General features: G+C 31.5%; 22 protein-coding genes. 5 read left to right on the top strand and 17 right to left on the bottom strand.

The window, feature by feature from the left end; genetic code table 11:
- Positions 1 to 8: 8 nt before the first annotated feature.
- The 7 genes from IW20_RS05685 to IW20_RS05715 form a co-directional block, all read right to left on the bottom strand.
- Entirely contained in the window at positions 9 to 368 is a 360-nt protein-coding gene (locus IW20_RS05685) for a hypothetical protein (protein ID WP_035619743.1), read from the bottom strand.
- Positions 369 to 576: 208 nt separating this feature from the next.
- A complete protein-coding gene (locus IW20_RS05690) occupies positions 577 to 1236 on the bottom strand; it encodes a hypothetical protein (protein WP_035619744.1) in 660 nt (219 codons plus the stop codon).
- Between the two features lie 255 nt (positions 1237 to 1491).
- A complete protein-coding gene (locus IW20_RS05695; RefSeq protein WP_035619745.1) occupies positions 1492 to 2064 on the bottom strand; it encodes a hypothetical protein in 573 nt (190 codons plus the stop codon).
- 16 nt (positions 2065 to 2080) lie between these two features.
- The gene (locus IW20_RS05700) at positions 2081 to 2548 is read right to left on the bottom strand and encodes a hypothetical protein (protein ID WP_035619747.1); all 468 of its coding nucleotides are present in this window, start codon (positions 2546 to 2548) and stop codon (positions 2081 to 2083) included.
- 209 nt (positions 2549 to 2757) lie between these two features.
- Positions 2758 to 3363 carry a hypothetical protein gene (locus tag IW20_RS05705; protein WP_035619749.1) on the bottom strand — a complete coding sequence of 202 codons (606 nt, stop codon included), beginning with the start codon at positions 3361 to 3363 and terminating at the stop codon, positions 2758 to 2760.
- A gap of 10 nt (positions 3364 to 3373) precedes the next feature.
- Positions 3374 to 4843: a hypothetical protein gene (locus IW20_RS05710; RefSeq protein ID WP_123869442.1), complete on the bottom strand. Its 1470-nt coding sequence runs from the start codon at positions 4841 to 4843 to the stop codon at positions 3374 to 3376.
- 205 nt (positions 4844 to 5048) lie between these two features.
- A complete protein-coding gene (locus IW20_RS05715) occupies positions 5049 to 5381 on the bottom strand; it encodes a hypothetical protein (RefSeq protein WP_035619751.1) in 333 nt (110 codons plus the stop codon).
- 171 nt (positions 5382 to 5552) lie between these two features.
- On the opposite strand from IW20_RS05715, the gene IW20_RS05720 reads away from it, so the two are divergent.
- A complete protein-coding gene (locus IW20_RS05720; protein WP_035619752.1) occupies positions 5553 to 5948 on the top strand; it encodes a helix-turn-helix domain-containing protein in 396 nt (131 codons plus the stop codon).
- 104 nt (positions 5949 to 6052) lie between these two features.
- Here IW20_RS05720 and IW20_RS05725 read toward each other — a convergent pair whose 3' ends face one another.
- Positions 6053 to 7522, bottom strand: a complete 1470-nt coding sequence (locus tag IW20_RS05725; protein WP_051885580.1) for a serine hydrolase domain-containing protein — start codon at positions 7520 to 7522, stop codon at positions 6053 to 6055.
- 156 nt (positions 7523 to 7678) lie between these two features.
- On the bottom strand, positions 7679 to 8818 hold the full coding sequence (locus IW20_RS05730) for a helix-turn-helix domain-containing protein (protein ID WP_035619753.1): 1140 nt from the start codon (positions 8816 to 8818) through the stop codon (positions 7679 to 7681).
- A gap of 286 nt (positions 8819 to 9104) precedes the next feature.
- On the opposite strand from IW20_RS05730, the gene IW20_RS05735 reads away from it, so the two are divergent.
- Positions 9105 to 9659: an AAA family ATPase gene (locus IW20_RS05735; protein WP_035619755.1), complete on the top strand. Its 555-nt coding sequence runs from the start codon at positions 9105 to 9107 to the stop codon at positions 9657 to 9659.
- Between the two features lie 185 nt (positions 9660 to 9844).
- Here the strand turns inward: IW20_RS05735 and IW20_RS05740 are convergent, their stop codons facing one another.
- From IW20_RS05740 to rplU, 3 genes are all read right to left on the bottom strand, one after another.
- Positions 9845 to 11137, bottom strand: coding sequence for a hypothetical protein (locus tag IW20_RS05740; protein ID WP_240478457.1), 1293 nt, complete (start codon positions 11135 to 11137; stop codon positions 9845 to 9847).
- A 498-nt stretch (positions 11138 to 11635) separates the two neighbouring features.
- The gene (rpmA, locus tag IW20_RS05745; RefSeq protein ID WP_025539465.1) at positions 11636 to 11896 is read right to left on the bottom strand and encodes a 50S ribosomal protein L27; all 261 of its coding nucleotides are present in this window, start codon (positions 11894 to 11896) and stop codon (positions 11636 to 11638) included.
- Positions 11897 to 11920: 24 nt separating this feature from the next.
- Positions 11921 to 12358, bottom strand: a complete 438-nt coding sequence (gene rplU, locus IW20_RS05750; RefSeq protein WP_035619759.1) for a 50S ribosomal protein L21 — start codon at positions 12356 to 12358, stop codon at positions 11921 to 11923.
- 270 nt (positions 12359 to 12628) lie between these two features.
- Between rplU and IW20_RS05755 the strand changes: the two genes are divergently transcribed.
- Together IW20_RS05755 and IW20_RS05760 are read left to right on the top strand one after the other, a co-directional pair.
- The gene (locus tag IW20_RS05755) at positions 12629 to 13951 is read left to right on the top strand and encodes a M16 family metallopeptidase (RefSeq protein ID WP_035619943.1); all 1323 of its coding nucleotides are present in this window, start codon (positions 12629 to 12631) and stop codon (positions 13949 to 13951) included.
- A gap of 13 nt (positions 13952 to 13964) precedes the next feature.
- Positions 13965 to 16013, top strand: coding sequence for a M16 family metallopeptidase (locus IW20_RS05760; protein WP_035619760.1), 2049 nt, complete (start codon positions 13965 to 13967; stop codon positions 16011 to 16013).
- Between the two features lie 124 nt (positions 16014 to 16137).
- Here the strand turns inward: IW20_RS05760 and IW20_RS05765 are convergent, their stop codons facing one another.
- Entirely contained in the window at positions 16138 to 17004 is an 867-nt protein-coding gene (locus IW20_RS05765; RefSeq protein ID WP_035619761.1) for a DMT family transporter, read from the bottom strand.
- Between the two features lie 105 nt (positions 17005 to 17109).
- Between IW20_RS05765 and IW20_RS05770 the strand changes: the two genes are divergently transcribed.
- The gene (locus tag IW20_RS05770) at positions 17110 to 17493 is read left to right on the top strand and encodes a heavy-metal-associated domain-containing protein (RefSeq protein ID WP_035619762.1); all 384 of its coding nucleotides are present in this window, start codon (positions 17110 to 17112) and stop codon (positions 17491 to 17493) included.
- A gap of 72 nt (positions 17494 to 17565) precedes the next feature.
- Here the strand turns inward: IW20_RS05770 and gldD are convergent, their stop codons facing one another.
- The 4 genes from gldD to mutY are packed head-to-tail and all read right to left on the bottom strand — an operon-like array spanning position 17566 to position 20974.
- A complete protein-coding gene (gldD, locus tag IW20_RS05775; protein WP_035619763.1) occupies positions 17566 to 18129 on the bottom strand; it encodes a gliding motility lipoprotein GldD in 564 nt (187 codons plus the stop codon).
- Positions 18130 to 18131: 2 nt separating this feature from the next.
- Positions 18132 to 19427, bottom strand: coding sequence for a gliding motility-associated protein GldE (locus IW20_RS05780; protein WP_035619764.1), 1296 nt, complete (start codon positions 19425 to 19427; stop codon positions 18132 to 18134).
- Positions 19428 to 19450: 23 nt separating this feature from the next.
- Positions 19451 to 19891 (bottom strand): single-stranded DNA-binding protein, encoded by a 441-nt coding sequence (locus tag IW20_RS05785; RefSeq protein WP_035619765.1) that lies wholly within the window; start codon positions 19889 to 19891, stop codon positions 19451 to 19453.
- A gap of 48 nt (positions 19892 to 19939) precedes the next feature.
- Positions 19940 to 20974 (bottom strand): A/G-specific adenine glycosylase, encoded by a 1035-nt coding sequence (gene mutY / locus IW20_RS05790; RefSeq protein WP_035619767.1) that lies wholly within the window; start codon positions 20972 to 20974, stop codon positions 19940 to 19942.
- Between the last annotated feature and the right edge of the window lie 127 nt (positions 20975 to 21101).

Here is a 21101-nt window from a genome sequence, read left to right on the forward strand (position 1 = left end):
GGGATGTTTTATTCTGTTATATAAACTGGTCCTATTTGGACATATTCTGCTTTTTTATTTTTCTTATTTACTAAGATTACTATGTGACTATCAAACAAATTCATGACTTTAAGTTCACTGAGTTTTTTTTTATCATTCTCATTATACATTTTTGAAGATTGAGCAAATTTCTTAAAGCAAACAATTTTCTTAGGTTTAATATTATTTACAATTTTAAATTCCTTAAAATAAATTGCACCATTTTTTATATCATTATTATCCTCAATAGTATATTGCTTTGAATCATATTTGGACTCATAAATATACTTACCATCTAATTTTAAAAAAAGGGTGTCTTTTATTTTTTCTTGCGCCTTTAAAATTGTCATTGAAAAAAAAGATAGGCAGATAATTAAAACATATGCTTTTATGATTTTTATAATATTAATTGAACCTATTCCTTAACTCTTGCCAATACAGAAACAGAAATATCAATAGATAATATTTGTATTATGGAGTTAGATTACACTCACGAACGAGATGCCCGCATTCGTAAGGAAAGCAATACTAAATTACTTTTATCATAGTCATTAGAATTTATCTAATGCGTTCAGCTGTAAAACTTTCTGCAATAACATAAGGTTGATTAAGGTAAAAATCATTTGGGCTCACATCTTCGTTACCAAAAATCAAAATTTTACTCTTTGACTTATGGCTGTAGCCTTTATCTCCTCCAATTACTTCATTATTAACTTTAAACAATAAATTATGTTTTACACAAACTTCTTTTATTGCATGATTTAGAGATTTAGGAATCCTTATGTTTCTTTTATTATATAGTTTATAATGTTCTTCAATGTTCCATAGAATATCAGTGACTGTAATCCAATTCCCTGTCTCTTTTTCCAATATAATGGAAATGTCGCCAATGAACTCATTAATATTTTCAGGTATTCCAGCTATTTCACATTGGAGTTCATTTAGTTGATACATAATTAATGCTGGATGGCTATCTAATATTATTAATTTAGTATATGGCAGTAGAATGCTCCAGAAGAAGCCGTCATATTTCTCAGTATTGCTACAAGTTATTTTCCATTCTTCATACTCAATTGGAATATCATAACTGGTCTGATTAATTGAAAAAATCATTTCCAATGTATTGTCAGATGTTTTGAAGCTGAAAGAGTCAAGTTTTAAATTACAGTTTTGGTAAAAATCATACGTTTGTGTCCTTTCAATTAAATTTTCAATCATAGAGTCTCTGTTTTTGTAATTGAACATATTAAATTAAGATGAAGATTCTTTTAAGTAGTTGTCAGTCTGTCTAAAACAATTTCTCTTCTGCTGACGCGAGCGTCTCGTCAGCAAGAGTTTAAAATTAGATATAGTATTTTCATTTTACATGTGATTTAATTACTTGATTTTATCCTTTTTCGATTCAATATTAATAACTAATATCATTTCTAAAATTGAAAACAAAATAGCTTTTTCATGAAGTATGATGTTCTACTAGTTAATTTCCATTACATTATTATAATAATATAATTCGACCCATTTACCATCTACTTTTTTTAACAATACGGCTTTCTTTTCACTAGACCCCATTCCAACTGCAAAAAACCGATAAAACAAAAAAGCATGCTTTTTATCTTGAGTAATTAATGGTCTAGATAAGTACATACCGTATCCATATTTTTGGTTTTCGGGACTGTTAATCCTTTTTTTAGGTGTTATTATTAATTTGGGGGTTGTAAAATCTCTTTTCTTCCAATTATATACCACGGTATCCGTTTGATATTTCTTTTTTAGTATTCCTATTTCTGTTGAATCTATTTCCCATGTATAAGGAGGGTATTCATTTGGTGCAAAACGGATTTCTCCTTCAAAGAGATTTCTCTGATTGTAAGCGTTTTCATAATACTTCAATGCTTCCGTTATCGGTACTGCTTCTTGAACTAAAACTTCAATATTTTTTGCTCGAGGTTCATTTTTTAAAAAATCATCAATTATTTGTTTTTCCACTTTTGTAGATGAACAAGAAATGAATAGAATGCTAAAAATTAATGTTATTAGGCTTCTCATTTATAAACAAATGCTTTTAAAAATCTGAATATTCCCAATCAACTTCATACTTAAAAACTCCATTTTTTGTTTTTTCAAGTATAAATATTTTAAAATAGGATTGAAATCCCGCAGGTGGATAAATAATTTTAACTTTTTTTATTTTTTCAACTTCTTCCTTTTTCTTTTTAAAAAACTTATATCCATCATTCTGTAGTTCACTCGGATCCTCAAGTTTTATTTTATTTAGAATATCTAATGAGCAACTTTCTTTTTTATCTTTTTTTATATCAAACTTGAATCGTTCTCCTTTAATTCCAAAATATGTCAGCCCATTTTCTTTGACCTTTGTATTACCATTTGAAAGAGAATCAAACATTACATACTTAACAGGTTTTAAAAATTTATCCCCGCCTTTATATAAAGTAAAATAATCACTGGATTTTGTTTGTGCACTTATAAGATTAATTGTTAGGAATACTAACAAACAAATATTCTTTTTCATAATTAATTACAATTAGAAGGTCCATTATAAAAATTCTCATTAATCAGATTAGTAATTTTAGTTTTCTCCGCAGCAGGTAAATTATCCCAAGCAATCGTAGTCACATCAGTATCAAGTTTCCCTAATCCTGCCCATGCAACTGCCTCATAAAAAACGCTGCTTAACCCTATCTAATTTAACAACTATTAATATTTTAATCATGAATCATTTTAGTAATAATTACCATCATTTATCTCTTTAAACACTATCCATTCTCCGTTTTCTTTTTTCATAATGACAATAGAATTAGGTAGAATAAATTGTTTTTTAGTAGTCGTTTCAGATTTTGAAAATATTACATACTCTTCATTTTTATAAAAAATTGGTTCCGAAAATGAAAAAACTAAAATTTCACCTTTTTTATCCGTCATGTACTCATTATAAACTGATGGTTTAGGGAAAACTTTTTCTTTTACGAATTTAATTTTAGCTTTACTAAAATCATTTTGATTCCATAATTCACTTTTTAGCCAAACTTCAGTATTTTTATTACGATATTTTTGATTCATTATATCCCAATATTTTTCATTATATAATGGAGGCTTTAAACCTACACTATTTTCAATCGTATTACTATCCACAACTGCAATAGATTTCTCTTTTAGGAGATCTATTGCATAATTGTTGTTTATCTTATTTTCAATAACAATAATTGTATCATTATTTTTAAGTTTAGAATTTAAATAAGCATTAATAGGTGACAAGTTTCCTTTAACGGAAGAACAACTATAAACTGATAATGTCAGTGTAATTAAATAAAAAAAATACTTTTTCATAATGCAAAAATTAATTAATAGTACATGGTTTCCCTACTGGAATTTGTCCATTAATAACAGAATTAACACTCTCACCATTATACCTTCCAACAATTCTATTATACTCTAAACTTCCCTCTGGGAATTTTGTTTTAAATATAGGCGCTTCCTGCAAACCTCCCCAAGCTAAATCTGTATAGATTTGATCAGGAACTCCTCCATTAGGAACGGGGGATCCTGTTTGAAATTCTTGTAATGCAGCTCCAATTGCATTTACATATGTATTTGCCATTTCGTCATGATGAGCAGAATCTTTAGAACCAGGGTATTTTTTATCAACAAATTTTTGAAACAAGGTTGGAAAATCGTTAAAAATTGCTGGATTATTACTAGCTGTATAATCGTCTACTAAACTAAAAAAGTAACAATGTATCATTTCATGTAATAAATTTGAAGCTCTAAATAATCGTGTTGCACTTGTATAATTTGAACTTATCTTAATATTGTACTTATTTAAACCAGAAGGAGAAGCGGCAGCTGATCTAGGAATTAGTGAGCTTGATTCTATGGTGACAGTAAATACTTTGCTAGATCCTAATTTATTTAATACAGCTGCAATATCAACATTTGCTATCTTTTTTAATTGTTCTAACACCTCTTTAGGACACGGTTCTAGATTATCGTCTGTAATAATTTGTTCTACAATTGATATAGCAATACTTGTACTGCCGCCACCACTACTGCCGCCGCCAGGAGAAGTAAAACCTCCTGGGCTTGTTCCACCAGTTACAGGAGAACGCGGACTTATGACCACTGGAGATCCCTGACTAATTGGTTTAGGCTTTCCTTTTACAGGCACCTCTCTTAAATCAATTGGGTCTGGTTCTGTTTCTGGCGATCCAGATATTTTACCATCATCTTCATAAGAAATGACAAAAAAAACAGGTGCTATTTTATTTGTTACAGCCCCTTCTTTATTAATTTCATCACTGGAACGTACTGTTAAAATTCCATTTTCAACAACTTGATTGTTTTTAAATCTGGATGCTCTTACAAAACCCGTTTTTAAATCCCATGCAGCCATGTAGCCGTTGAAATCGCCTTCTTCAATTGTTTGACTACCTGACGGAACATTTTTATCGGGATATATTTCAAACAATAATGCCTTAAAATTACCTTCATTCAATTTATAAAGATATAATTTCTGTGACCAAATTTCTTCTTTATCTTCTTTTAATTCAATAACTGGTACGATAATAGTTTCTGTTCCATCTTCTGATTTTGTACTCTTTGCTTCACTCCAATTATATTTTAAATTCTGAAATAATTCATAATTGATACCATTAGATTTGTATTGATCAAACCATATTTTCGCCGCTAGAATACTTTTCCCTTGAGGTGTTTGTTCATCAATTACCAACTTTTCGGTTTCACAACCCAATGTGATGAGAAGAAAACAGCATAGTAACATTTGTGTAATTCTTTGTAATTTATTATTCATAACATTAAAATTACCTTTTTCACTTTGCTTTATGCAGGCAGAAAAGGATTTATTAATCCTTGTACTTTTAAGACGGTTAACATTTTGTTAAAATGATATCCTGATTGCTAATATATAGTTTTTTTATTACAAAATAAATTAAACCCATTTTATATTCTTTAAAAATGTAAGTTTTTATCATTATTAAATTTACAGTGTAAATAGTTTAATGCAGCGAATCCCTAACAACCATTTTATTAATCTCATCCAGAAATTCAATTTCATCCATAGGAAGTAATTGCGTAACTATTTTTAATATTAATGCAATATCGATAGAAGAATCTTTGGTTGTTTTTGAAATTCCTACCGCTTCATGATCTAATGCCAGAATACATAATTTTAGCATATTAGAAATAACGCATGAAAGCTCACAGTAATTCGATACTCTGATTTCTGCGGTATAAATACCCACTTTATCATTTGTGGGTTTTATTGTCGTGAAATATCTAGCGATTAATTGTCTAAAGTCTTCAGGTTTATCAACTTCTTTTACTTCCATAATTTTGTTTTTTACACGTTAAACAATTACTTATATTCTCTATTTTTGTTTATTACACGCAAGGAAAGCTGACTTAGTACTGTATCGAACCATTATGGATTGTATCTTACCAAGTGGACTTGTTTTTTACCAAAACCTGTTTTTTAAAAGAATTTTAAATATCTTTGAACTATGAGCACAGCAACAAAACCGAAACATATAGGCCGAAATATTAGCCGAATTAGAGAGCTACGTGGTATGAAACAAGAGGCTTTGGCTACTGCAATTGGAGTAAGCCAACAATCTATATCTAATATTGAAGGAAGCGAAGCAGTAGAAGAAGATAAATTACAAGCAATTGCCAAAGTTTTAGGAGTTTCTGCGGAAGCAATTAAAAATTATAGCGACGAAACAGTTTTAAATAATATTCAAAATAATTACGAAGGAGCAGTAATTAACAGTGGTCCAACCGTAAATCATAATTGTTCATTCAATCCACTTGATAAAGTAATTGAACTTTACGAACGTTTAGTTCAAGCCGAAAAAGAAAAGGTTGAATATTTAGAGAAATTATTAAAAGGAAAATAAATCTTTTAAAACCACAAAAACTCCATTATTTCTAATGGAGTTTTTTTTCAACAACAATCAAACAACTAAAAGTAAAAATAAAGTCTTTAATCAATCCTAATAGTTTATTTCACTTTAGCAACTACCGATACTTCACTCGTCAGATTATCTCTCATTAAGGTTACAGAACTAAGTTTTCCGTTGCTGAAATTAAATTTTAATAAGTTTGGATAATCTATAATTTTAAATAATCCGTTTTTAAGATATACCAACTCATTATCATTTTTCCCTTTAAAATGATCCAATAACATAGATTCAACATAAAGACGGTTATTCTTTTCTACAATTTTGGTTTCCACTCCCTGTGCATAAAGGAAATCATCATACGTTCCTATTAGTTTTTCTTTTAGGCTGGCAGGCATTTCCTGAGTTTCCTCATTAGATGTCTTTCCATTCCAATCCATCAGGCTAAGAAGCTTTTTTTGTGTCTGTCCCATCACAGGAAAACGATTCGGTTTTTCGCCATTAGTAAGAAATGTAAATCCGTTTCCATCTGTCATAGTAGCAAAAACACTACCTCCTACTCCTGTATTTGAACCATTACATATAAACCAATCATAGTTATTATAACCAAAAGACTTTTGCCATCCGTAACTCCACCCGCCAACTGCATCTTTTAAAGCTGTTACTTCTGTTACTTTTTTTGCAACATTATAAGAAATCACTTTATTGTTTTTATTGCGCAAAGCATTTTGCATCTCGATAGCAATCTTAGCTAAATCTGTAGGTGTAGACCACATTCCTGATGCTCCAACTTGTGGTGTGATTGGCAAACCTGTTCTAATAACCTTTTCGTTTTCGTCATGAACAAGTGCTACATTTTTAGGGAATCCTTTTTCATCAGGCTGTATCATTGTGGTGTTTTTTAACCCAAGAGGAGAGAAAATATATTCCTTCGCCAATTCTCCAATAGGTTTATTAAAAGTATCCTCTAATGCCATCTGAACAATTACATAACCACCGCCGCTGTATGCCCAACCTGTTCCTGGCGTAAACAAGAAATCGATTTCTTTGTCATAACGTGGAATCTTTCCTAAAAGGCTTTCTTTTATTGTCGGGATTGTATCGCCTTCATAATGATCTGCAAATCCGCTTTGTGTTGTACCTGCCGTATGATTAAGAAATTGTCTCCACGTTGGGCGATTATTTTCGATAAACTTACTCTTTGGCAAATGCCAGCGTTTTAGATAACCATCTATAGGATCGTCTAATTTAATCAATCCTTTTTCTTCAAGGATAAAACAAAGAAGTGCTGTTATTGGTTTAGAAATTGAAGCGGTAGAAAAAGCAGTGTTTTGATCTATTTTCTCTTTAGAGTCTATTGATTTTACACCAAATTGGTTTGTGTAAACAATCTTGTAGTCTTTAAAAACAACAAGACTAAATCCCGCCAGTTTATGCTTTTCTAATTGTTTATCAATATTTAAACTGTCTGTAAGAAAGCTATAATCTTTCTCTTTTAGTGCTACTTTTTTGTTTGTTTGAGCACTTGCAACTGTTACTATAAGAAGTAATAAATAGATAATGTTTTTCATTGTATCGTAATTTTCAAGGTTAAGAATTTATTTCGATACAAAGATGCGGGAGAAGTTAAACCTACGCGACCGAATAAAAATATTCGAACGCATTTGTTCTTAAAAACTAGTACGAATGTTTAAAAGTACTAGTACGAGTAATTACAAAATACTAAATTACAATGCTTTGCGATAATCTGTAGGAGTAAAACCAGTGTGTTTTTTGAAAGCGGTATTAAAAGAAGATTTTGAATTAAAACCTACATCATAAAGAATTTCCAGAACGGTGACCTTACTTTTTGTAGCATCTTTTAAAATATTCATAGCACTTTCTATACGATAGGTATTAATGAAATCGTAAAAATGTTGTTCTAACCTATGATTAATTAAAAGCGAAAGATCCCTAACAGGAATTGCAATACCCTTAGAAACATCCTGAATTGTTAAGGAAGGATCTAGAAACGGTTTTTCTTCGGCCATATACTGCTGCAATTTTAATAAGTCTTCATTATATTCTTTTTCACTTATAGCTAATTGCTCATTATTTTTTTCTTCTAAAACAATATCCGAAACTAGTTTTAATTTTGAATCTATGCTCCTGAATAAACCAGGATTATTCAATGCTTTAAATAAGTACCAACAAACAACAAGTAAGTGAAGTACGAGAAGACCACTTTTTATCCAGTCAGAGACATAAAGATAATCAGAAAACTTTAAGATATTTTTTAAGAGAGCAACCGAATACAAAATAGTCAATACAACCGTAAACTGAAATAGCCAATTATAAGAATTAATACTTGTACCTGCACAATTTTCGAGATATAGTTTTTTTGCTTTTCTTAAAACCATAAAAACAGCAATGATATATACAATAAACTGAACGTGTATAAGTATATGATTGAACTGTATTTCAATCTTACTTTGAAAGTTTTGAATAAAATTAATCTTAGACGCAACATCTACAGCATAAAAACGAGGTATAAAAATTGCATTTGCAATTACAAAAGGAAGCGCATGCAATAAGTGTTTTGGTTTAAGCCTAAAGTCTGAATAACAAACAGATAACACATATAGATAAAAAACAGGAAGTTGCAAGAAAACAAACAAACTTCTTAACATTCCAAAATTTGAAGGTCTATCAATTATTAAGTTAAATAAAGTTTGGCTAGTATCTATCGCTGATAATATTAAAAAAGTAGCAAAAAGATAATTACTTATCTTATGATTTGTCTTAACAGCAAACAAAAAAAATGCAAGAAATAAAGAAATAAACAAGGAAACTACCGTTACAATAACTAATAAATCAATCTTACCCATTTATATTATTAAGGTTTAAATATATATTTTTATAATTGACACACAAAACAGTCAAACTATCCCGATCTAAATATGCCTTTACGCAATAATTTAACTTTTTTTGAGCGAATATAAGAAATATTATCACTCCAATACATCCTCTTTTTTTAAATCGAAATAGATTTTTTTTCGGTATTCCATAGACAGAACTCTACTATCAGTGAAAACATGAAATATCTTTATCACAAATAATTCTACTTAATACACATAACCTAAAAGAAATTTTACAACAATCAAATTAATTGAAATGAACAAATCAATCCATTTATTTGCCATTACCGGAGGTCCCGGATGCGGCAAAACAACTATCATCGAAGAACTAAAAAAAAGAAACTATCATTGTGTAGACGAAGTAGCTCGAGAAATAATCAAGGAACAGGTAAAATCAAACGGAAACGCATTGCCTTGGGCAGACAAAGAAAAATTTACATCATTAATGCTAGAATACTCCATCGAATCTTATATAGAAAATAAAGACAATGCATTCATCACCTTTTTTGACAGAGGAATCCCAGACACTTTAGCCTATGCAAATTTAATCGGATTAAAACCTTATACACAACTTTCAGAAGCTGTTAAAAAATACCGATATAATCCAATTGCATTTATTCTGCCTCCTTGGGAAGAAATCTACCAGACAGATACTGAACGCAAACAATCTTTTCAAGAAGCAATAGATACCTATAAAGCAATAACAAACACCTACAATGATTGTGGTTATCAATTAATAGAAGTACCCAAATTAGAAGCGAAAGATAGAGTAGATTTCATCTTATCGTCAATCAACAATCTTCTTATCTAACAAATCTTATTTTATTATCAATAATAGCATCCCAAAGCTGCAGTTTTTTCAAACTCCATTCTGCCACCGGGTAAATTCCATGTTTTCTAACCGTTCTTATTTTTATAAACTGCCAAAAACATATCATTTTTAACAAGCAAAACCCTTACCGAAAAGAATATTTTTTCTTCTATTATAACTTAATCCTAAGAATAAAAAACCTCTAATACATACAAAATTCCTTTTGCCAGCAACCATAACAAAGCTGCCATCCCAAGAAAACCCCAAGCCCATGAGCCATTTCTTCTTTTCCAACTAAAGAAGAATGTTGGAATCTCCCAATATTTAATAACAATAAAAATGCAAACTCCAATTAATGACACCCAAATCATTTCGCCTGACTTAATACTAAAACTATAAAACAAAACAGACGAAAAGAAAAGAACAGTGACAGACTGTAGGTAAAAATAGTTTTTATAATTATGGCTATAATTAACCTTTGCAGACAGGATTAAAAATGAAATAACCAACAACGAAGTCAATGCCGTTATAATATACGATAACGCAACGTTTGATTGCCATAAAAATACACCAGCTATAAACAGAGCCAGAACGGTACAAGTTGCAAGCGAATAAATACTTCTTTCTATGTAAACATCCTTATAGGGAATCAGAACTGGATAAATATATTTTTCGAGCGAACGCCAAACTGGTAATGCATAAATTGCAGCAAGACCCGCTACTACAACTTCATAATTATAAAACACGTCTTCGGGTACTTCATACAACACATACAAAATAGAAAGCGTGAGAATAATAGCAGGAAGACAAATTGTTTTTACCACTTCCCACTTATCCTGTTCCCAGAAATTATTTCTTATTTTATAAATATATCCACGAACAAGATAATTTTTAGTAAACAATGCTGTAGATTGACTCCACAATAAAAAGAACCCAACATGAATAATAACTGTTCGCAATACCATATCATCTACACGACATCCTAAAAAAACACAAACAGCACCAATCAGCAATAATTCATAAGTCAGTAAAACTTCCGAAAATAACAACTTAAACAAAGGCTCAAACTGCCTTATAAGCATCCTTATAATTGCTCCCCAATAATTACGCAACAAACCTATTACTGCACATACCGCAATAAATGCCGCTAAATACAACATCCAATTTGTAAACGATTGTGCTTGCATCCATAATTCGATAGCCGAATTTTTTACAGGAGTATATAAAACATGAGAATTTGCAAAGATTTCATTAGCCAATTTATCTCTTTCACTATCATTTAACGTAGGAAACTGACTTTTGTATTTTTCCCAATACACATTGGCATCAGAACCATTTTTCTGTAAAACTGCAAATTCATATAGAACTGTTTTTTGTGATTCGTCAAGAGATGTAATTTGGCTTGTAATACTACCAGATGTAGCTCTTGCATACATACCCACACAAAAAAATAATAGAAGTAATAATATTCTTTTCAAAACTAAAATAGATTTATCTAATCAAAAGTACTAATAATAAAACTATCCGAAACTAGCGTAAAAAACTTTAAGAATGCTATTTCGGGATCAACGCTAAATATTATGGAGAAACATATTCATTAATTATTTTTACCGCAGAGAACGCAAAGATTTTCGCAGAGTTCACTACCATTTAAGTTCTGTTTACACAATTCAAGCACACAAAGCTTTGTGAACTTTGTGTTTTTACTAAGCTTAGCATATTTAAAAACTTTGTGTTCTCTGTGTTTATTTTTTTTGCCACGAATTTACACCAATAAAAAATCTGCTTAATCTGCCTGCTTTTTTTTGCCACGGATTTAAAAACAATCAAAACTAAAATCCGCATAATCTGCGTTCCTTTCGTAGATTTCCGTAATTACTTGAAACAAATACACAATCTATTTTATTCATTACCTAAAAACGAAAAACCCGTTTGCCAAGGCAAACGGGTTTTATAATAATATAGAATCTTAGTTATTATGCTTCGAATGGAAGTATAGAAACGTATGATTTATTATCTCTTTTCTTTTGGAACTTTACAACCCCATCAACTTTTGCATGTAAAGTATGATCTTTACTAATGTAAACGTTTTCACCTGGATTATGTTTTGAACCTCTTTGTCTAACGATGATGTTCCCAGCAATAGCAGCTTGACCTCCAAAAATCTTAACGCCTAAACGTTTTGATTCTGATTCTCTACCATTCTTCGAACTACCGACACCTTTCTTGTGAGCCATGACGTATGAGTTTAAATATTGTTATTATTCTTTAGTAGCTTCTTTTTTTGCTTTTGGAGCTGCTTTTTTCGCTTTAGGAGCTTCTACTTCTTCAGTAGCTACTTCTTCTGCTACAACTGCTTTTTTAGCCGCTGCTTTTTTAGTTCCTCCTGCTGCAGTAATACCTTCAATTACAATTTGAGTAAGATATTGTCTGTGACCATTTCTCTTTTTGTAACCTTTTCTTCTTTTCTTTTTGAAAACGATTACTTTGTCTCCTTTTAAGTGTTGTAACACTTTAGCTTCTACTGAAGCACCTTCTATAGCTGGGGCGCCTAAAGTTACATTCCCATTATCATCTAATAAAAGAACTTTGTCAAAAGAAACTTTTGAACCTTCTTCATTAGCTAATCTGTGAACGAAAACCTTTAAGTCTTTGCTTACTTTAAATTGTTGCCCTGCTATCTCTACGATTGCATACATACCAAATTGATTTATTGATTTTTAAGGTTGCAAATATACAATTAATAATTTACTGTGCAATTTCTTAAAGTAAAATTATTAAACTCTCTTTAAATCCTGTTTTTCAAGACTTTTCAAATAGTTAAAAATCACTATTGTAGTAAAACACTGTTAAAGATTAATCAAAAGATAACCCGTTTCCTAAATCCTAATTAAAAAAAGTTATTTTTGGTGTAACTATTTTAATTAATCTTTACTTATTAGTTGTAAATGAAAAAATTATTAACCTCTATGAAAAAACCATTAATTATGCTAAGTGCAGCACTTATGTTAGGTGGAGTAGCTTCGGCTCAAAAAGTAGCTTTCGAAGAATACGATTTAGATAACGGCATGCACGTTATTCTGCACAATGACTCTTCGGCACCAGTTGTCGTAACCTCTGTAATGTATCACGTAGGATCAAAAGATGAAACTCCAGACAGAACTGGTTTTGCTCATTTTTTCGAACACTTATTATTCGAAGGAACCCAAAATATAAAACGTGGTGAATGGATGAAAATTGTAACTGCCAATGGCGGAACCAACAATGCCAACACATCAGACGACAGAACCTATTATTACGAAGTTTTCCCATCTAACAATCTTGAATTGGCAATATGGATGGAATCTGAAAGATTAATGCATCCTGTAATAAACAAAATTGGGGTTGATACCCAAAATGAAGTTGTTAAAGAAGAAAAAAGAACGCGTTACGACAATCAGCCTTACGGAAACATTCTTCCTGAGGTAAAGAAAAACATGTTCAAAAATCATCCTTATCGCTGGACAACAATTGGATCTATGAAAGATTTAGATGCAGCAACTCTTGAAGAATTTAAAGCTTTCAATAAAAAATTCTACACTCCAAACAATGCTGTTCTTGTAATCGCAGGAGATTTTGATAAAGCCAAAACAAAAGAATGGATTCAGAAATATTTTGGACCAATCCCAAAAGGACAAACACTACAGAAACAAACCTATACAGAAGATCCAATAACTCAACCTATCAAAGCAACATACGAAGATCCAAACATTCAAATCCCGATGTTGGTTGCTTCTTACCGAACTCCATCTATGAAAACCAGAGATGCAAGAGTGCTAGATTTAATCTCTTCTTATTTAAGTGACGGAAAAAGCTCAAAACTATACAAGAAAATAGTCGACGATAAAAAAATGGCTTTGCAAATTGGAGCAGTTGGCTTTAGCCAAGAAGATTACGGAATGTACATTTTATATGGACTACCTATGAATCCTTATACATCTGCCGATTTATTAAAAGAGATTGACGAAGAAATTGTGAAACTACAAACAAACTTAATTTCTGAGAAAGATTACGAAAAACTACAAAACAAGTTCGATAATAACTATGTTAACTCTAACTCTAATGTAGAAGGAATTGCTGAAAACTTAGCGTCTTATTATCTACTTTATGGTGATGTAAATCTTATAAATACCGAAATCGACCTCTATCACTCTATCACTAGAGAAGAAATTAGAGATGTTGCAAAAAAATATCTGAATCCTAATCAACGTTTAATTTTAGACTACGTTCCTAGCACAAAGGCACAAAATTAAGACTCTTAGAATCATGAAAAAAAGACAAATTATTTTAATCCTTTTATTCGTAACAGGAATTATGCAAGCACAAGATCGCCCGCAACCAAAACCAGGAAACTCACCCGTAGTAAACATAAAAAAACCACAAACCTTTGTTTTAGCAAATGGTATGAAAGTTTTAGTTGTTGAAAATCACAAGCTACCACGAGTAAGTTTCAACTTAACACTAGACAATGCTCCATTTGTAGAAGGGAACAAAAAAGGTGTGGATGAATTAACAAGCAGCTTGATTGGTAATGGAACAAAGAAAACAAGCAAAGAAGCTTTTAACGAAGAGATAGATTTTTACGGAGCAGGCATCAACTTTAGTTCACAAGGTGCTTTTGCAAGTTCACTTTCTAAATATTCAGGAAGAATTCTTGAACTTTTAGCTGAAGGTGCATTACAACCTAATTTTACTCAAGCTGAATTTGATAAAGAAAAAGCAAAAATACTTGAAGGACTTAAAGCCGATGAAAAAAGCGTTCCTGCAATCGAAGGAAGAGTTGTTGATGCATTAGCTTTTGGAAAAAATCATCCTTCAGGAGAATTCATCACTGAGCAAACACTAAAAAACGTAACTCTAGCAGATGTTGAAGCCAATTACAAAAATCATTTTGTTCCAGAAAATGCCTATTTAGTAGTTATTGGAGACATAAAACTCAAAGATACTAAAGCTGCAGTAGAAAAGCTTTTTGGAAAATGGGAGAAAAGAACACAACCAAAAGAAACATATCCTAATCCTGTAAACGTTTCTAATCTTCAAATTAATTTTGTAGATGTTCCAAATGCTGTACAATCTGAAATAGCATTAGTGAATACGGTAAACTTAAAAATGAATGACCCTGATTTTTTCCCTGCAGTAATCGCAAATCAAATTTTAGGCGGCGATTTTAACAGCTACTTAAACATGAATTTACGTGAAGCTCACGGATGGACTTATGGAGCAAGTTCAGGTTTAGGCAGTGGAAAATACACTACAAAATTTAAAGCTGCATCTGCAGTTAGAAACGCTGTAACTGATAGCGCTGTAACTGAATTTGTAAAAGAGATAAAAAGAATCCGAGCTGAAAAAGTTTCTGATGAAATCTTAAAAACAGTTAAAGCTGGATACATTGGTAGATTTGTAATGCAAGTTGAGAAACCTCAAGCTGTTGCGAGATATGCTTTGAACATTGAAACAGAAAATCTTCCTGCAGATTTTTATGAGAAATACATTCAAAACATCAACAATGTAACTGCCGATGAAGTACTTAGAGTAGCCAACAAATATTTCCTAATAGACAATATGAGAATTGTAATTACAGGAAAAGGCTCTGAGGTTATTCCTGGATTAGAGAAACTAAATATTCCTATTAGTTATTTTGACAAATATGCTAACCCAACAGAAAAACCAGTATTAAAGAAAGAAGTCCCTGCTGGAGTAACTGCTAAAACAGTTTTTAGCGATTACATAAAAGCTATTGGTGGAGAAAAGGCTGTTGCATCTGTAAAAACAATTGCAATGCTAGGATCAACTACAATCCCTCAGGCTCCTTCTCCATTAAGTTTTACATCTAAAATGGATGCAAAAGGAAAAATGATGGTTTCGCTTGCTATGGGACCTATGAATTTAATGAAGCAAGTTGTTAACGAAAAAGGAGCTTACATCGAGCAACAAGGACAACGAAAAAATCTTGAAGGAAAGGACCTTACAGATATGAAAGCTAGCGCAGTTCCGTTTGAAGAACTACAGCTTTCTAAAAAAGACGGATTAACAATAGATCATATCGAACCGATTAACAACAGCGATGCTTATGCTATAAAAGACGGCAAAACAACTTATTTTTATGACACCAAATCAGGATTAAAAGTTGCTGAATCTAAAACTGCTGAGCAAGCCGGACAAACAGTTACTCAAACTACAAATTTTGGAGACTATAAAGAAGTAAAAGGAGTTAAAGTTCCTTTTAATATCGTTCAGAATGTAGGTTTTGAATTAAACATCAAAATGTCTCAAGTAAAAATCAACGAAGGAGTTTCTGATGCAGATTTCCTTTAGAAGATTCTGAGACACTAAGTTTCTGAGATACTAAGATTCTCAAAAGCTTTGTCAAAGTTTTAAACTTTGACAAAGCTTTTTTTTGTGTTTTACTTTTTACAAATAGCATTTCGCCACCAAAAATCTACTTCTTCGCAGACAGATAAACTCCTATTAAAACAATAAAAGCACCCAAAAGCTGAATTGGCGTAAGCGATTCATTATCTAGAAAGCCCCAGAAGAAAGCCACTATAGGTATTAAATAAGTTACCGATGTAGCAAATACTGGTGATGACATTTGTATTAATTTAAAAAACAAAACATTCGCGATTCCCGTTCCTACTACTCCAAGGATAATTATATACAGGATTGAATTCTGCACTTTCTCATCATGCATCACTTCTCCAAAACCTGTAAAGCTCAAAATTACAATTGAAGGAATTAGCAATACCGCAAAATTTCCTGTAGTAATACTCAAAGAGCTTAAATCTGGCAAATATCTCTTAATCAGGTTTACATTTATTGCATAACAAAGTGAAGCAATCACAACCAAAATAGCATAATAATAGTTTTGCTCTGGATGGCTTAACGCTCCGTTAAAAACTAAAAGCAAACAACCTATTAAACCAATAAAAACACCAAAAATTTGTCGCCTTTGAAATTGAATTCCAAAAATAACAGCCCCAATTACCAATGTATTTAATGGTGTAAGCGAATTTAAAATTGCAGTGATCGAGCTATCAATTTGAGTTTCGGCAATAGCAAAAAGATAGGCAGGCGTAAAAGTTCCGAACAAAGAAGTCAAAGCGATATATTTCCATTGTCTTTGCGGAATTTTAGCCAAACTCTTAAAACCAACTAGCAATAAAAACACAGCTGCAAAAATAATTCGCAAAGAACCCAATTGAATTGCAGTTAAACCAACAAGTCCCTTTTTTATCAATATAAAAGAACTTCCCCAAACCAAAGCCAATACTGTTAAGTAAACCCACTTCAATTGTCTTGAATCCATAATAGCTGTTTTAATGCAAAATTGTAATAAATTTATGAATTCCCCATTCGTTTTTTATTAATTTTGCGAACAAAGCCTCTTTTAAACTATTTAAAACAAAACAATATGAAAATCGTAAAATCAATCGCAGCTTTAGCAATTGCCAGCCTTTTGTTTATAAGCTGTAAAAAGAATGAAAATGAAGCAGAAACTAAAGAAGTAGCTACAACTGAAGCAGCTGCCCCTAAAGCACACAAAGAAATTGCTGCTCAGAATGTACAAACTGCAAGCTTTAATATCGAAGGAATGACTTGCGCAATGGGATGTGCTAAAACTATCGAAAGCGAATTATCTGACTTAGATGGTGTACAAGAAGCAAAAGTAGATTTTGAGAAAAAAACTGCTACTGTAACTTTTGACAAAACTATTCAAAATCCAGAAAACTTAACTAAAATAGTTCAAGCTACCGGAGACGGAAAAACATATAAAGTTTCGAATATGAAATCGTAATCCCAACGATTTTAATCATAAAAAAAAAGAGCATTCATAACGAATGCTCTTTTTTTATAACTCTATTTTTTTCTACTTCCACTTAATAGTTTCCATTAGATGTTGCATATCGTTTTTAATATAACTTGCTGCTGGCATAATCGAATCAAAATTAGGCTTAGCATAAAAGTAAACCGAACCCGTTACAAAGTGCTTAATACTGTCTGTGATGTAAAATTGTGAGTTTGTAGCTGCGTTCCCATCAACTTGGTAAAACATACCATATAATTTTTTATCAGGGTTTAAATACGGCTGTTCTAATATATCATCTGCTTTTATAACATGCTCATAGGTTAACTTCTGAGCATCTTTTAATAATTTATTAATATCACCATTTACTGGTTTATAAGTAAGATAAATTGTCGCCTTCATTTTTGGGTATGAAATTGTAAATCCGCAATCCTTCTCCCCTTTTATAACCGCATCAGCATTCATTTCAAAAGCAAACGGACATTGATTTTCAAAATTCACATATTTAGCTTCTGCGTAGTCTAACCTTAAATAACTTGCAGGTTTTGGCACAACATCGTCTTTACAACTAAATACAGTTATCGTCATTATAAAAAGTGCGATTATGGCAATTGATTTTTTAAGCATTTTTATTCTATTGTTACTTTTATTTGTTTTATTCTTTTACTATCTACAGCTTCTATTGTAAAAACACAGTTCTGGAAAGTGATTTTTTGATTTTTCTTCGGGAAGTTTCCAATGATTTCCAAAATAAAACCTCCTAATGTTTCGGCTTCTCCTTTTTGTATCTCAAACAAATCTTCATCAACATCAATGATTCTGTAAAAATCTTTTAAATTTATTTTCCCTTCAAACAGGTAATTTTTTTCATCTATTTGAGAGAAATTAATATGTTCATCGTCAAACTCGTCACTAATATCTCCTACAATTTCTTCGATTACATCTTCTAAAGAAACCAATCCCGAAGTCCCACCATACTCATCAACAACAATTGCCAAATGACTTTTCATACTCTGAAAGTCTTTAAGCAAATTATCTAACTTTTTATTTTCAGGCACAAAAAATGGTTCACGTATAAGTGTTACCCAATCAAAATCTTTCTGATCTATATAAGGTAGTAAGTCTTTAACAAACAAAACTCCTTCTATCTGATCAATATTATCTCTGTAAACAGGAATTCTAGAATATCCTTTTTCTATTATTTTAGGATAGATCGCCGAAAAAGGCTCTGAAATTTCTAATGCAAAAATATCAATTCTAGGGCTCATTACTTGCTTTGTATCGGTATTTCCGAAAGAAACAATTCCCTCTAGTATTTTTTGCTCTTCTGTCGATGTATCATCAGAGTCTGTAAGCTCTAAGGCTTGCGACAACTGACCTACCGAGATACTAGTTTTTTGCTTTCCTAGTTTATTATGCAAATAAATAGTTGCAGCACGCATTGGCAAACTTACAGGAGAAAGCAATTTATCTAATATTGCTATAGGATACGCAACTCGTTGTGCAAACTTAAGATTATTACGACTAGCATAAACCTTAGGCAAAATTTCACCAAACAACAATATCAAAGATGTAACCAGGATTACTTCGAGAATAAATTTTAAAACAGGCGAAATAACTGCGCCAAAAATATCTCTACCTACAAAAGAGAACAAAATAACAACTCCAATATTAATGAAGTTATTTGCTACGAGTAATGTTGCTAAAAGTTTTTTGGGTTTATCCAAAAGGTTAGAAATAATTCTTCCTTTGGACACGTTTTCTTGTAATGCTTCATCTATCTCTTTTTGAGACAGCGAAAAAAGGGCTACTTCGGCGCCAGAAACGATGGCCGAACAAAAAAGTAAAATAAAAATTCCAAGAAAACCAATAATCAGATTGGTATCTAAGGTGTTTGCAAGGTATAAACTGGGCTCTGGGTCCAAATTAAAAAGAATTAGTTAAACAATCAAAATGGCAAATCATTTATAGGTAAGCCATCGTTCGAAGCGTCAAAGTTAGTGTTTTTTGATGATTCTGAAGAAGGATTTTGCTTCTGTGCCTCCGTCTCTTTTTTGGTTGTCAAGAAAGTGAATTCAGTTACCTGAATCTCTGTTGTATGCTTAGTCGAACCATCTTCGGCTTGCCATTGACGGGATTTTATTCGACCTTCGATATAAATTTTATCTCCTTTAGATAAATATTTCTCACAGATTTCTGCGGCTTTATTGCGAACTACCAAATTATGCCACTCCGTAGAAGTGATCTTCTCATTGGTCGTTTTATTTATATAAACCTCATTAGTTGCTAATTGAAATCGCCCAATGCAATTTCCACCATCAAAATAATGCATTTTTACATCGTCACCTAAATGACCTATTAACATCACTTTATTTAATGTTCCGTTCATGGTTTACTATAGTATTTCTATCAAAGATACATTTTTTTGGAAACTTATTTATTCTGATTCAATAAAATTATGAATCACGATAGGAAATGGATAAGTTTTTAAATCCTGCGCATTAATCCCGTTTAAAATTGTCTCTTTTAACTTTATCTTCCAAAATTTGATATACAAATGCTGATGCGATAATTTATGAATAATACTTTTCGGATTACATTCTTCTATACCTATTATAGAATACTCCTTAAAAAAATCATCTTTAACACGCATCGAAACAAAATCGAAATCTTTTTCGGCATCTGTTTCTAACAATGGAAACTCATACAAATTATGCCAGATTCCTTTAGCTGTTCGTTTTTGCAAAACTGTATTCCCCAATTCATCCTCAACAACCAGATAATTAAAATATCTATTTGTTACTTTTAGTTTTTTAGATTTCACTGGCAACTCGCTTACTTTTTTCTTTTGCAAGGCGGCGCAACTATCATCAAAAATACAAACAGAACAATCCGGACTTTTAGGAACACATTGTAATGCGCCAAACTCCATTATAGCCTGATTAAAAATCGCTGGGTTATCTTTTGGCATTAACTCGTAAGCCAAGGCCGCAAATTCTTTTCTGGCAGAAGCAGCTGCAATATCAGTTTCAACATCAAAGTATCGTGACAAAACACGAAACACATTTCCGTCGACAACCGGAACGGCTTCATTATAAGAAAAAGAAGCAATTGCTGCTGCCGTATATTCTCCTACACCTTTTAGCTTTAATAAATCATTATAACTCCCAGGGAAAACTCCATTTAATTCATTGGCTATGAATTGTGCTGTTTGATGTAAGTTTCTAGCACGAGAATAATACCCTAATCCCTGCCAAAGTTTTAAAACTTGCTCTTCATCGGCGTTAGCTAGATCAAAAACAGTAGGAAATGCTTTTGTAAAAGACAAAAAATAAGGCATTCCTTGAGCTACTCTTGTCTGTTGAAGCATTATTTCTGATAGCCAAATAGGGTAAGAATCGGTAGTATTTCGCCATGGTAAATCACGTTTATTTTGTAAATACCATTTTATCAATTGTTTAGAAAAACTCATCATTAAATATTAGACAACAAAAGTAAAAGTTTATGTAATTAAAATTTAACGAATTAGCTTGAATATTTGTTTTTTTAATTCCTATATTTGCAAACTCAAAAAATAGTATACCATTATAAATAGGAAA

This window comes from Flavobacterium hydatis, assembly GCF_000737695.1.
Lineage (GTDB): Bacteria > Bacteroidota > Bacteroidia > Flavobacteriales > Flavobacteriaceae > Flavobacterium > Flavobacterium hydatis.